We start from the raw sequence: 13822 nt of genomic DNA, 5'->3' as shown, positions 1-13822 counted from the left end.
GCTTGGGGGTAACCGGTTAAGCGGCCGAGGAAAAAAACGTGGCGGGGAAGGTGTCAACAGTTTCTTCCGAAAGCGAATAAAAAGCGCTTGCCATTCTTTTCCGTGCGCCTTAAAGGGAACGCATACCGAAGCGGCCAAGTGATTTTCGTGGTCGGCTAAGGTGTTAAAGGGGTATAGCTCAGTTGGTAGAGCGGCGGTCTCCAAAACCGCAGGTCGTAAGTTCGAGCCTTACTGCCCCTGCCACTTTCCATTCGCAAGCGCGGTCTTCGCTGCATGGCAGATGGGTGCCGGTTTTCCGGCGAATTTCGCCGAATGTCGATTTCCTCTTGTTAAAACTGGAATCGGTGTTTATGTAAGGTCAAAACAGACACGCGGTGCGTGGGGCTGATTAGTTCGGCTTTACGCGCCGTAATTGCGTGGGCAGTCAATGGCATCCAAAACCAATCCGTTTACGTTTCTGCAGCAGGTTCGCGCCGAAGCGTCTAAAATCACTTGGCCGTCGCGCCGCGAGACCATGATTTCGACGGCTATGGTGCTTGTGATGGTCATTTTTGCGGCTCTGTTCTTTTTTGCTGCTGACCAGCTCATCGGCTGGGTGCTTAGCCTCGTGCTGAACGTCGGCCGGTAACGGATTGAACGGAGAATAAAAATGGCAGCGCGCTGGTATATCGTTCACGCATATTCGAATTTCGAAAAGAAGGTCGCTGAGTCGATCGAAGAGAAGGCTCGTCAAAAGGGTCTTGATCATCTTTTTGAGAAAATCCTCGTTCCGACCGAAAAGGTTGTCGAGGTGCGTCGTGGCCGCAAGGTCGACAGCGAGCGCAAGTTCTTTCCAGGTTACGTGCTTGTGCGCGCCAACCTGACGGATGAGGCCTATCACCTCATCAAGAACACGCCGAAGGTGACCGGTTTCCTCGGTTCGGACAATAAGCCTGTTCCGATTCCGGATTATGAAGCCGATCGTATCCTCGGTCAGGTTCAGGAAGGCGTCGAGCGTCCGAAGTCTTCGGTTTCGTTCGAGGTCGGCGAACAGGTTCGCGTTTCCGATGGTCCATTCGCGTCGTTCAACGGCGTTGTTCAGGATGTCGACGAAGAGCGTTCGCGCCTGAAGGTGGAAGTTTCGATTTTCGGCCGCGCTACGCCGGTCGAGCTGGAATACAGTCAGGTCGAGAAGGTCTGACTGGAGGGGTGAAACCCCAATCGCGTGGAAGGCAAACGGGCTCCCATAGCCGGGGCAGGGCGCCGCACCACGCAACCGCAGCCGCCGGAGCGATCCGGCTAGAAGAGAAGCCGGGAAACCGGTTTGAATTGAAAGGCAGAGAGATATGGCTAAGAAAGTTATGGGCCAGCTCAAGCTGCAGGTGAAGGCAGGGTCGGCCAATCCGTCCCCGCCGATCGGTCCTGCACTTGGTCAGCGCGGCATCAACATCATGGAATTCTGCAAGGCGTTCAATGCCGCCACGCAGGAAATGGAAAAGGGTATGCCGATTCCGGTCGTCATCACCTATTACCAGGACAAGTCCTTCACCTTCGTCATGAAGCAGCCGCCGATGACCTATTGGCTGAAGAAGGAAGCAAAGATCACCTCCGGCTCCAAGACGCCTGGCAAGGGCGCCAAGGTTGGCTCCATCACCAAGGCTCAGGTCAAGACGATCGCTGAAGCCAAGATGAAGGATCTGAATGCTGCCGATATCGAAGGCGCAATGGCAATGGTTGAGGGTTCTGCCCGCGCCATGGGCCTGGAAGTAGTAGGTTGATCATGGCCAAGGTAGCAAAGCGTATTCAGAAGATCCGCGAAGGTGTGGATCCCAACAAGCTCTACGTTCTCACCGACGCCATTTCGATGGTCAAGGAACGTGCGATTGCCAAGTTCGACGAAACCGTTGAAGTTTCGATGAACCTCGGCGTTGACCCGCGCCATGCGGACCAGATGGTTCGCGGCGTTGTCAACCTGCCGAACGGCACGGGCCGTGACGTTCGCGTCGCCGTTTTTGCACGTGGCGCCAAGGCTGATGAAGCCACGGCTGCTGGTGCTGACGTTGTTGGCGCAGAAGAGCTGGTTGAAATCGTTCAGGGCGGCAAGATCGACTTCGATCGTTGCATCGCGACCCCGGACATGATGCCGCTCGTCGGCCGTCTCGGCAAGGTACTCGGCCCGCGTGGCATGATGCCGAACCCGAAGGTCGGTACGGTGACGATGGATGTTGCCGGCGCCGTCAAGGCGTCCAAGGGCGGCGCTGTCGAGTTCCGCGTCGAAAAGGCCGGTATCGTACACGCTGGTATTGGCAAGGCTTCGTTCGACGCCAAGGCTCTTGAAGAAAACATCAAGGCTTTCGCCGATGCGGTCATCAAGGCAAAGCCGACGGGTGCCAAGGGCAACTACGTCAAGCGCGTTGCCATCTCCTCGACCATGGGTCCGGGCGTCAAGATCGAACCTTCGTCGGTTACGGCTTAATCAATTCTCGTGCTTCCCTCTCGGGGAGCGTGATTAAAAGAATTTCCGGCTCTCAGGGAGCCGGAGATTTCCGGGGAAACCCGGAACTCCTGTCCGAGATTGCGGGTGGCCATGTCCTTCGGGATTTGGCCTTAATCATTCAACCTGCATGAGACGGGTGAGGCTGGATTTGAGGCATCGCAGATGCCTGACTGTCCGGTTCGAACCTGGTGTGCCTGTGCCTGAAGCCGTTTGCGGCGACAGACCGGGGGACAGGATCCTCGAGCGTCGCTCGGGATCTTTGTAAAAAGGTCCCTTGGGGCAAAGGCAAACCCGACGGGTTCACACTTATGTGGCCCCGTCTACTGGAGACAGACAGTGGAAAGAGCGGAAAAACGCGAATTCGTCACGGAGCTGAACGAAGTCTTCAAGGCTTCCGGTTCGGTTGTCGTGGCCCACTATGCTGGTGTCACCGTTGCGCAAATGAACGACTTCCGTTCGAAAATGCGCGCTGCCGGAGGCACCGTCAAGGTCGCGAAGAACCGCCTGGCCAAGATCGCTCTTCAGGGCACGGAGTCGGAAGGGATGACAGATCTCTTCAAGGGCCAGACGCTGATTGCATACAGCGTCGACCCTATGATTGCTCCGAAAGTCGTCATGGATTTCGCAAAGACCAACGATAAAGTCGTTGTTCTCGGCGGTTCCATGGGCGCAACCACGCTCAACGCCGAAGCAGTCAAGTCGCTTGCGACCCTGCCTTCGCTGGACGAGCTGCGCGCAAAGCTGCTGGGCCTACTCAACGCCCCGGCAACTCGCGTCGCCACGGTTGTCGCAGCACCTGCAAGCCAGCTTGCACGGGTGTTCTCGGCTTACGCCAAGAAGGACGAAGCCGCTTAAGGCGGTTTTTCGCTGTAATTATTCAAACTGGTTCGAACTGAACAAAAGGAACTATCAAAATGGCTGATCTCGCAAAGATCGTTGAAGACCTCTCCACCCTGACCGTTCTGGAAGCTGCAGAACTGTCGAAGCTTCTCGAAGAAAAGTGGGGCGTTTCCGCTGCTGCTCCGGTAGCTGTTGCTGCTGCTGGCGGTGCTGGCGCTGCTGCTGTCGTTGAAGAAGAAAAGACCGAATTCGACGTGATCCTGGTTGACGCTGGCGCCAACAAGATCAACGTCATCAAGGAAGTCCGCGCTATCACGGGTCTCGGCCTGAAGGAAGCTAAGGACCTCGTTGAAGGCGCTCCGAAGGCTGTCAAGGAAGCTGTTTCCAAGGCTGAAGCTGCTGACCTCAAGAAGAAGCTTGAAGACGCTGGCGCCAAGGTCGACGTTAAGTAATCTTGCGATTGCTGGCGGGAAGGGGCTTCATGCCCCTTTCCGTCGTCATCGTTTTAAAACTTATTACCCAAAAGCCGCGTGAAAATGGCTTTTGGGTAATGGGTTCTTCAAGAGAATGGTTCCGAACCGGCTCATCTAGGCAATCCGGCCTGATCGATCCGGGATGTGGAACGAGATTGATGACACCCATTGCTTGACGGGATCGACTGGCCATCGGTTCCCGTCCGTTGCAGGCCCGGATGCAATTTTAAAGGAGCGACGATGGCTCAGACCCTTTCGTTTAACGGTCGCAGGCGCGTACGCAAGTTTTTCGGCAAAATTCCAGAAGTAGCGGAAATGCCGAACCTCATCGAGGTTCAGAAGGCTTCGTATGACCAGTTTCTCATGGTTGACGAGCCCAAGGGTGGCCGTCCCGACGAGGGATTGAATGCCGTATTCAAATCCGTATTCCCGATCACCGATTTTTCCGGCGCATCCATGCTCGAATTCGTATCTTACGAATTCGAAGCGCCGAAGTTCGACGTCGAGGAATGCCGTCAGCGCGATCTGACCTATGCAGCGCCGCTGAAAGTGACGCTGCGCCTCATCGTGTTCGATATCGACGAGGATACAGGCGCGAAGTCCATTAAGGACATCAAGGAACAGTCCGTCTACATGGGCGACATGCCGCTCATGACCAATAACGGCACGTTCATAGTCAACGGTACGGAGCGCGTCATCGTTTCGCAGATGCACCGTTCGCCGGGCGTATTCTTCGACCACGACAAGGGCAAGAGCCATTCTTCCGGCAAGCTTTTGTTCGCTGCCCGCGTCATCCCGTATCGCGGTTCCTGGCTCGACATCGAGTTCGACGCCAAGGACATCGTCTATGCGCGTATCGACCGTCGCCGCAAGCTGCCCGTGACCTCGCTCCTGATGGCGCTTGGCATGGATGGCGAAGAAATCCTGTCGACGTTCTACAGCAAGGCTTCCTACGAGCGCTCCGGCGATGGCTGGCGCATTCCGTTCCAGCCTGAAACGCTGAAGAATGCCAAGGTCATCACCGACATGATCGACGCCGACACCGGCGAAGTCGTTGTCGAAGGTGGCAAGAAGCTGACTCCGCGTCTTATCCGCCAGCTCGTCGACAAGGGCCTGAAGGCACTTAAGGCGACTGACGAAGACCTCTACGGCAACTTCCTTGCCGAAGACATCGTCAACTACTCGACGGGTGAGATCTATCTCGAAGCCGGCGACGAAATCGACGAAAAGACGCTCGGCCTCATTCTTCAGTCCGGCTTTGACGAGATTCCGGTCCTCAACATCGACCACGTCAATGTTGGCGCCTATATCCGCAACACGCTGCATGCGGACAAGAACCAGAACCGCCAGGAAGCGCTGTTCGACATCTACCGCGTCATGCGTCCGGGTGAGCCGCCGACCATGGATTCGGCAGAAGCGATGTTCAACTCGCTGTTCTTCGATGCAGAACGTTATGATCTCTCGGCTGTTGGCCGCGTGAAGATGAACATGCGTCTCGACCTCGACGCGGAAGACACCGTGCGCACGCTGCGCAAGGAAGACATCCTCGCTGTCGTCAAGATGCTGGTCGAACTGCGCGACGGCAAGGGCGAAATCGACGACATCGACAACCTCGGCAACCGCCGTGTGCGTTCGGTCGGCGAGCTGATGGAAAACCAGTACCGCCTCGGCCTTCTGCGCATGGAACGTGCGATCAAGGAACGTATGTCCTCGATCGAAATCGACACCGTGATGCCGCAGGACCTGATCAATGCGAAGCCGGCAGCTGCCGCCGTTCGCGAATTCTTCGGTTCCTCGCAGCTGTCGCAGTTCATGGACCAGGTGAACCCGCTTTCGGAAATCACCCACAAGCGCCGTCTTTCGGCTCTTGGACCGGGTGGTCTGACCCGTGAGCGCGCTGGCTTCGAAGTCCGCGACGTTCATCCGACCCACTACGGCCGTATTTGCCCGATCGAAACGCCGGAAGGCCCGAACATCGGTCTGATCAACTCGCTTGCCACCTTTGCCCGCGTCAACAAGTACGGCTTCATCGAAAGCCCGTACCGCAAGATCATCGACGGCAAGGTGACGACCGACGTTATCTACCTCTCCGCCATGGAAGAGGCCAAGTACTACGTCGCACAGGCCAATGCCGAGCTCGATGGCGAAGGCGCCTTCACTGAAGAGTTCGTTGTTTGCCGTCACTCGGGCGAAGTTATGCTCGCACCGCGCGACAACATCAACCTGATGGACGTTTCGCCGAAGCAGCTCGTTTCGGTCGCAGCGGCTCTCATTCCGTTCCTGGAAAACGACGACGCCAACCGCGCTCTCATGGGCTCGAACATGCAGCGTCAGGCCGTTCCGCTTCTGCGGGCGGAAGCGCCGTTCGTCGGCACAGGCATGGAACCGATCGTCGCCCGTGACTCCGGCGCTGCCATCGCGGCTCGCCGCGGCGGTGTCGTCGACCAGGTGGATGCGACCCGTATCGTTATCCGCGCTACGGAAGAACTCGATGCCGGCAAGTCGGGCGTCGATATCTACCGTCTGCAGAAATTCCAGCGTTCGAACCAGAACACCTGCGTCAACCAGCGTCCGCTGGTCGCCGTCGGTGACATCATCTCCAAGGGTGACATCATCGCTGATGGTCCGTCGACCGACCTCGGCGATCTGGCGCTCGGCCGTAACGCGCTCGTCGCGTTCATGCCCTGGAACGGCTACAACTACGAAGACTCGATCCTGATGTCGGAACGTATCGTTTCCGACGACGTGTTCACCTCCATCCACATCGAAGAATTCGAAGTGATGGCGCGTGACACGAAGCTTGGTCCGGAAGAGATCACGCGCGACATTCCGAACGTTTCGGAAGAAGCGCTGAAGAACCTCGACGAAGCCGGTATCGTTTACATCGGTGCGGAAGTTCAGCCGGGCGATATCCTCGTCGGCAAGATCACGCCGAAGGGCGAAAGCCCGATGACGCCGGAAGAAAAGCTTCTGCGCGCCATCTTCGGTGAAAAGGCTTCCGACGTTCGCGACACCTCCATGCGCATGCCTCCGGGCACGTTTGGTACCGTTGTGGAAGTCCGCGTCTTCAACCGTCACGGTGTGGAGAAGGACGAGCGCGCGATGGCAATCGAGCGCGAAGAAATCGAACGTCTGGCAAAGGACCGCGACGACGAACAGGCAATTCTCGACCGTAACGTCTACGGCCGCCTGATCGACATGCTGCGTGGTCACGTTTCCATCGCCGGTCCGAAGGGCTTCAAGAAGGGCGTCGAGCTTTCCAACGCCGTCGTCTCCGAATATCCCCGCTCGCAGTGGTGGATGTTTGCAGTCGAAGACGAGAAGGCCCAGTCCGAACTGGAAGCACTTCGCGGCCAGTACGACGAATCCAAGTCGCGCCTTGAACAGCGCTTCATGGACAAGGTCGAAAAGGTCCAGCGCGGCGATGAAATGCCTCCTGGCGTCATGAAGATGGTCAAGGTCTTCGTTGCTGTGAAGCGCAAGATCCAGCCGGGCGACAAGATGGCCGGCCGTCACGGTAACAAGGGCGTCGTCTCGCGTATCGTTCCTGTCGAGGACATGCCGTTCCTCGAAGACGGCACGCATGTCGACATCTGCTTGAACCCGCTCGGCGTGCCTTCGCGCATGAACGTCGGCCAGATCCTCGAAACCCACCTCGCATGGGCATGCGCAGGTATGGGCAAGAAGATCGGCGAGATGCTCGAAGAGTATCGGAAGACGATGGACATCAGCGAGCTTCGCACGGAGCTTACCGAAATTTATGCGAGTGAATCGCATGACGAGGTAAAGCGCTTCGACGACGAATCGCTGGTCAAGCTTGCCGAAGAAGCCAAGCGCGGTGTTTCCATCGCGACCCCGGTCTTCGACGGTGCGCATGAACCCGACGTTGCCGCGATGCTGAAGAAGGCAGGTCTGCATGAATCCGGTCAGTCCGTTCTTTATGACGGTCGTACCGGCGAGCCGTTCGACCGCAAGGTCACCGTCGGCTACATGTACATGATCAAGCTGAACCACCTTGTTGACGACAAGATCCACGCTCGCTCGATCGGTCCTTACTCGCTCGTTACCCAGCAGCCGCTGGGCGGCAAGGCGCAGTTCGGCGGACAGCGCTTCGGGGAAATGGAAGTCTGGGCTCTGGAAGCATACGGCGCGGCTTACACGCTGCAGGAAATGCTCACCGTCAAGTCGGACGACGTGGCGGGCCGCACCAAGGTCTACGAGGCGATCGTCCGTGGCGACGATACCTTCGAGGCCGGTATCCCCGAGAGCTTCAACGTTCTCGTCAAGGAAATGCGGTCGCTCGGTCTTTCGGTCGAACTGGAGAACTCGAAGGTCGAGAACCAGCCCGAGGATCAGCTGCCCGACGCAGCGGAATAAAGATGAGAGAGGCGGGCGCCGTGTTGGCGCCTGCCGGTTCCCCGGCGACCAATGGTTGCCGCGGGACACTTTCGCCGCATTGTGCGGTTAATCCGTATTTAAAGCTCTGGACGGTGACCCGGGAAGAAGCCGGTCCAGATGCAAACAGGGGCAGCAGCTAGCCTCTCAAGGAGACAAGGCATGAACCAAGAGGTCATGAATCTTTTCAATCCTCAGGTGCCTGCGCAGCATTTCGATTCCATCCGGATTTCGATCGCTTCGCCGGAAAAAATCCTGTCGTGGTCCTACGGCGAGATCAAGAAGCCGGAAACCATCAACTATCGTACGTTCAAGCCGGAACGCGATGGTCTCTTCTGCGCGCGCATTTTCGGACCTATCAAGGATTACGAGTGCCTGTGCGGCAAGTACAAGCGCATGAAGTACAAGGGCATCATCTGCGAAAAGTGCGGCGTTGAAGTTACGCTGTCGCGCGTTCGCCGTGAGCGTATGGGCCATATCGAGCTCGCAGCGCCCGTTGCCCATATCTGGTTCCTGAAGTCGCTTCCCTCGCGTATCTCGACCTTGCTCGACATGACGCTGAAGGATGTCGAGCGCGTTCTCTATTTCGAGAACTACATCGTCACCGAACCCGGCCTCACCTCGATGAAGCAGAACCAGCTTCTGTCCGAGGAAGAGTACATGATCGCCGTTGACGAGTTCGGCGAAGACCAGTTCACCGCCATGATCGGCGCTGAAGCCATCTACGAGATGCTGGCTTCGATGAACCTCGAAAAGATCGCCGGCGACCTGCGTGCCGAGCTTGCCGAGACCACCTCGGATCTCAAGCAGAAGAAGTTCATGAAGCGTCTCAAGATCGTTGAGAACTTCATGGAATCCGGCAATCGTCCGGAATGGATGATCATGAAGGTCGTTCCGGTTATTCCGCCGGACCTTCGTCCGCTGGTTCCGCTGGATGGTGGCCGTTTCGCGACGTCCGACCTCAACGATCTCTATCGCCGCGTCATCAACCGTAACAACCGTCTGAAGCGCCTGATCGAGCTTCGCGCGCCTGGTATCATCATCCGCAACGAAAAGCGTATGTTGCAGGAATCCGTCGATGCGCTGTTCGATAACGGCCGTCGCGGTCGCGTCATCACGGGTGCCAACAAGCGTCCGCTGAAGTCGCTGTCCGACATGCTCAAGGGCAAGCAGGGCCGCTTCCGCCAGAACCTTCTCGGCAAGCGCGTCGACTATTCAGGCCGTTCGGTCATCGTGACCGGTCCGGAACTGAAGCTGCACCAGTGCGGCCTGCCGAAGAAGATGGCGCTCGAGCTGTTCAAGCCGTTCATCTATGCCCGCCTCGACGCCAAGGGTTACTCCTCGACCGTCAAGCAGGCCAAGAAGCTGGTTGAAAAGGAAAAGCCTGAAGTTTGGGATATCCTCGACGAGGTCATCCGCGAGCATCCGGTCCTTCTGAACCGCGCACCGACGCTGCACCGTCTGGGTATCCAGGCTTTCGAACCCATGCTGGTCGAAGGCAAGGCAATTCAGCTGCATCCGCTCGTCTGCACGGCTTTCAACGCCGACTTCGACGGCGACCAGATGGCCGTTCACGTGCCGCTCTCGCTCGAAGCCCAGCTTGAAGCCCGCGTGCTGATGATGTCGACCAACAACATCCTGCATCCGGCAAACGGCCATCCGATCATCGTTCCTTCGCAGGACATGGTTCTCGGCCTGTATTACCTGTCGATCATGAACCAGAACGAGCCCGGCGAAGGCATGGCCTTCTCGGACATCGGCGAATTGCATCACGCGCTTGAAAACAAGGTCGTGACGCTGCATGCCAAGATCCGTGGTCGCTTCAAGACCGTGGATGCTGACGGCAAGCCGGTTTCCAAGATCCATGAAACGACGCCTGGCCGTATGCTGATCGGCGAACTTCTGCCGAAGAACGTCAACGTGCCGTTCGACGTCTGCAACCAGGAAATGACCAAGAAGAACATCTCCAAGATGATCGACACGGTCTACCGTCATTGCGGCCAGAAAGACACGGTCATCTTCTGCGACCGGATCATGCAGCTCGGCTTTGCTCACGCTTGCCGCGCCGGTATTTCGTTCGGCAAGGACGACATGGTCATTCCGGACAGCAAGGTTAAGATCGTCGGTGACACCGAAGCCTTGGTGAAGGAATACGAACAGCAGTATAACGACGGTCTCATCACCCAGGGCGAAAAGTACAACAAGGTTGTCGACGCCTGGGGTAAGGCAACCGAAAAGGTCGCCGAAGAAATGATGGCGCGCATCAAGGCTGTGGAATTCGACCCGGAAACGGGCCGCCAGAAGCCGATGAACTCCATCTACATGATGAGCCACTCGGGCGCCCGCGGTTCACCGAACCAGATGCGTCAGCTGGGCGGCATGCGCGGCCTGATGGCCAAGCCCTCGGGCGAAATCATCGAGACGCCGATCATCTCGAACTTCAAGGAAGGCCTGACCGTTAACGAGTACTTCAACTCGACCCACGGTGCCCGTAAGGGTCTTGCAGACACCGCCTTGAAGACGGCGAACTCGGGTTACCTTACCCGCCGTCTCGTCGACGTGGCACAGGATTGCATCGTCAACTCCGTGGATTGCGGCACCGACAAGGGCCTCACCATGACCGCCATCGTCGATGCCGGTCAGGTTGTTGCCTCGCTCGGCGCACGTATCCTCGGCCGTACGGCTCTTGATGACATCGACAATCCGGTGACTGGCGAGAACATCGTCAAGGCCAGAACGTTGATCGACGAAGCCGACGTTGCCATCATCGAGAAGGCTGGCATCCAGTCCGTCCGTATCCGTTCGGCACTGACCTGCGAAGTGCAGGTCGGCGTTTGCGGCGTCTGCTACGGTCGTGACCTTGCTCGCGGTACTCCGGTCAACATGGGCGAAGCCGTTGGCGTCATCGCCGCACAGTCGATCGGTGAACCCGGCACGCAGCTCACCATGCGTACCTTCCACCTTGGCGGTACGGCAAACGTGGTCGACCAGTCGTTCCTGGAAGCTTCGTACGAAGGCACGATCCAGATCAAGAACCGCAACATCCTGCGGAACTCCGATGGCGTTCTCATCGCAATGGGCCGTAACATGTCGGTCACCATTCTCGATGAGCGCGGCGTGGAACGTTCCTCGCAGCGTGTCGCTTATGGCTCGAAGATCTTCGTTGATGACGGCGACAAGGTAAAACGCGGCCAGCGTCTTGCAGAGTGGGACCCCTACACCCGTCCGATGATGACGGAAGTGGAAGGTACCGTTCACTTCGAAGACCTCGTCGACGGTCTTTCCGTTCTGGAAGCCACCGACGAATCCACCGGCATCACCAAGCGTCAGGTCATTGACTGGCGTTCGACGCCGCGCGGTTCGGACCTCAAGCCAGCGATCATCATCAAGGATGCTTCCGGCGCTGTCGCAAAACTTAGCCGCGGTGGCGAAGCCCGCTTCCACCTCTCCGTGGACGCGATCCTGTCGGTTGAGCCTGGTTCGAAGGTCTTCCAGGGTGACGTGCTTGCACGTTCGCCGCTGGAAAGCGCCAAGACCAAGGATATCACCGGTGGTCTGCCGCGCGTTGCCGAACTGTTCGAAGCACGTCGTCCGAAGGATCATGCTGTCATCGCTGAGATCGATGGTACGATCCGCCTCGGTCGCGACTACAAGAACAAGCGTCGCGTGATGATCGAGCCTGCGGAAGACGGCGTCGAGCCGGTCGAATACCTGATACCGAAGGGCAAGCCCTTCCATCTTCAGGAAGGCGACTACATCGAGAAGGGCGAATACATTCTCGACGGCAATCCGGCACCGCACGACATTCTGGCGATCAAGGGCGTAGAGGCTTTGGCTTCCTACCTCGTGAACGAAATCCAGGAAGTCTACCGACTGCAGGGCGTTGTGATCAACGACAAGCACATCGAGGTGATCGTTCGCCAGATGCTGCAGAAGGTCGAGATCACCGATGCGGGCGACAGCCACTACATCGTTGGCGACAATGTCGATCGTATCGAGCTTGACGACAACAACGACCGCCTGATCGAAGAAGGTAAGAAGCCCGCCTATGGCGATCCGGTTCTTCTCGGCATCACCAAGGCGTCGCTGCAGACGCCGTCCTTCATCTCGGCCGCATCGTTCCAGGAAACCACCAAGGTTCTCACGGAAGCTGCGATCGCCGGCAAGACGGATACGCTGCAGGGCCTCAAGGAAAACGTCATCGTCGGCCGCCTCATCCCGGCCGGTACCGGCGGCACCATGACGCAGATCCGCCGCATCGCCACCTCGCGCGACGACCTCATTCTCGAGGAACGCCGCAAGGGTACGGGTGCAGGCTCTGCAACACAGATGCTGCAGGACATGACGGATCCGGCTCCGGCCGAGTAAGGTCAGGTCTAGGGCAGGGGCTTTACGAAGCCCCGCCAAAGTTCAGTAAAAAACGCCCGGAGCAATCCGGGCGTTTTTTGTTTTGGTTGGGTTCAAAGGGTCAGATCTGGTCCTTCAGATGGCCAGTCCCGTCTCGGGGTCTTTCCTGCTCACCGATGGTGTAGCGCGTCAAAACGGAAAGCCGGCGAACGAGATCGGTCTGGCCCGTACTGCCGGTCTTTGCATAGATAGACTTGGCGTTGCTGCGAACCGTTTCGTGCGAGATTTGAAGTTGCTTTGCCACGGAGGGAAGCGAAAGGCCTTTGAGGATTTCCAGCGCGACACGGGCCTCGCCCTTGGTGAGATCGTATAACCCCTTCAGAAGCGGGGTGACGTCGGCAACGGTGTCCGATGGTTGCGATATCAGCACGATGGCGCTGCCGTTAGGGGATAAATCCAGCGCGTCCTTGCGCAGCGGTATGACGTGAAGGATGCACACCCTGTCTTCGCTTGTCGGCAAGGGTAGGGAACTGACACTGCCGCCGGCGAGCGCCTTGTAGAGCAGCCGGTTTATTCTCTCGTCCAAGATCAAGATCCTGTCGCGGGCGCGGGTGGAAATACACTTTTTGGTCGCCTCGAACAGGGTGTTGGTGGAAAGAACGCGTCCGCTCGCCTGAAGCACCGCCGCCGGCGCACCGATTGCGTTGAGGCCGAGCGTGATGGCATCTGCTTTCTGGCGTTGCAGCCCTGTTGCGAGCGTGAGGCTGCGGGCGATATGCGGCCTCAACCGGCCAAGTGCCGCCATGGTTTCCGGACCAACGGTTCCTCTGTCGAGCTTGCGTTCGAACAGCAGAGTCATTTCGGGATGGCCCGGCGGCGCAACCTGCGTGGCCACTCCATATCCCAGTCCACGCGGCATCAGGAAATCGCGCACGATTGGCAGCCCCGCCCATTCGTCAGGGGTAAAGATATCGAAATCATGCACGAAGGAAAATTGGCCCTCGCGGACAGCGCGTGTGAGGCGATCGTTGCGGTGGTTCCAGCCGCCCTTCATGAAGGCTTGCATGAGCTCCTGGAAATTGGGCGGATAGAGCCATGCTTCATCCTCGCCTTTGCCCCAGGTGAGCGCGCCGCCCCAGAAATCGAGCCGGTGGCCGATTGAGGCTATCACGTTCGCCCAGCGATCGGGAAAAAGTGCTGCCTCGTAAATGTCATCTATAATGTCTGCCGAAGATATATTATCCAACCCGCCACCGAAATCATGCGTCTGGATTACTTTAATATTATATCT

General features: G+C 57.8%; 10 protein-coding genes and 1 tRNA gene. 10 read left to right on the top strand and 1 reads right to left on the bottom strand.

Annotation, left to right across the window (positions count from 1 at the left end):
- Positions 1-167: 167 nt before the first annotated feature.
- From CRP02_RS21040 to rpoC, 10 genes are all read left to right on the top strand, one after another.
- Positions 168-243, top strand: a tRNA-Trp gene (locus tag CRP02_RS21040).
- Between the two features lie 184 nt (positions 244-427).
- Positions 428-628 carry a preprotein translocase subunit SecE gene (gene secE, locus CRP02_RS21035; RefSeq protein WP_003507689.1) on the top strand — a complete coding sequence of 67 codons (201 nt, stop codon included), beginning with the start codon at positions 428-430 and terminating at the stop codon, positions 626-628.
- Between the two features lie 21 nt (positions 629-649).
- Entirely contained in the window at positions 650-1180 is a 531-nt protein-coding gene (nusG, locus tag CRP02_RS21030; protein ID WP_003519353.1) for a transcription termination/antitermination protein NusG, read from the top strand.
- Positions 1181-1325: 145 nt separating this feature from the next.
- Positions 1326-1757, top strand: coding sequence for a 50S ribosomal protein L11 (gene rplK, locus CRP02_RS21025; RefSeq protein WP_003519352.1), 432 nt, complete (start codon positions 1326-1328; stop codon positions 1755-1757).
- Positions 1758-1759: 2 nt separating this feature from the next.
- The gene (gene rplA / locus CRP02_RS21020; RefSeq protein WP_025593957.1) at positions 1760-2455 is read left to right on the top strand and encodes a 50S ribosomal protein L1; all 696 of its coding nucleotides are present in this window, start codon (positions 1760-1762) and stop codon (positions 2453-2455) included.
- Between the two features lie 357 nt (positions 2456-2812).
- Complete coding sequence (gene rplJ, locus CRP02_RS21015; protein WP_003519348.1) at positions 2813-3331, top strand: 50S ribosomal protein L10; 519 nt, start codon at positions 2813-2815, stop codon at positions 3329-3331.
- Between the two features lie 59 nt (positions 3332-3390).
- Positions 3391-3768 (top strand): 50S ribosomal protein L7/L12, encoded by a 378-nt coding sequence (gene rplL / locus CRP02_RS21010; RefSeq protein WP_003519347.1) that lies wholly within the window; start codon positions 3391-3393, stop codon positions 3766-3768.
- Positions 3769-3797: 29 nt separating this feature from the next.
- Positions 3798-3965: a hypothetical protein gene (locus CRP02_RS27640; RefSeq protein ID WP_153793990.1), complete on the top strand. Its 168-nt coding sequence runs from the start codon at positions 3798-3800 to the stop codon at positions 3963-3965.
- Positions 3966-4029: 64 nt separating this feature from the next.
- Entirely contained in the window at positions 4030-8166 is a 4137-nt protein-coding gene (rpoB, locus tag CRP02_RS21005) for a DNA-directed RNA polymerase subunit beta (protein WP_097100524.1), read from the top strand.
- A gap of 180 nt (positions 8167-8346) precedes the next feature.
- Positions 8347-12552 (top strand): DNA-directed RNA polymerase subunit beta', encoded by a 4206-nt coding sequence (gene rpoC, locus CRP02_RS21000; RefSeq protein ID WP_003519344.1) that lies wholly within the window; start codon positions 8347-8349, stop codon positions 12550-12552.
- A 100-nt stretch (positions 12553-12652) separates the two neighbouring features.
- Here rpoC and CRP02_RS20995 read toward each other — a convergent pair whose 3' ends face one another.
- The gene (locus CRP02_RS20995) at positions 12653-13777 is read right to left on the bottom strand and encodes a helix-turn-helix transcriptional regulator (protein ID WP_097172177.1); all 1125 of its coding nucleotides are present in this window, start codon (positions 13775-13777) and stop codon (positions 12653-12655) included.
- Positions 13778-13822 lie beyond the last annotated feature (45 nt).

This window comes from Rhizobium sp. AN5, assembly GCF_900215255.1.
GTDB lineage: Bacteria > Pseudomonadota > Alphaproteobacteria > Rhizobiales > Rhizobiaceae > Agrobacterium > Agrobacterium tumefaciens.
The sequence above is the reverse complement of the archived record's forward strand: the minus strand, read 5'-3'. Positions and strand labels throughout refer to the sequence as shown.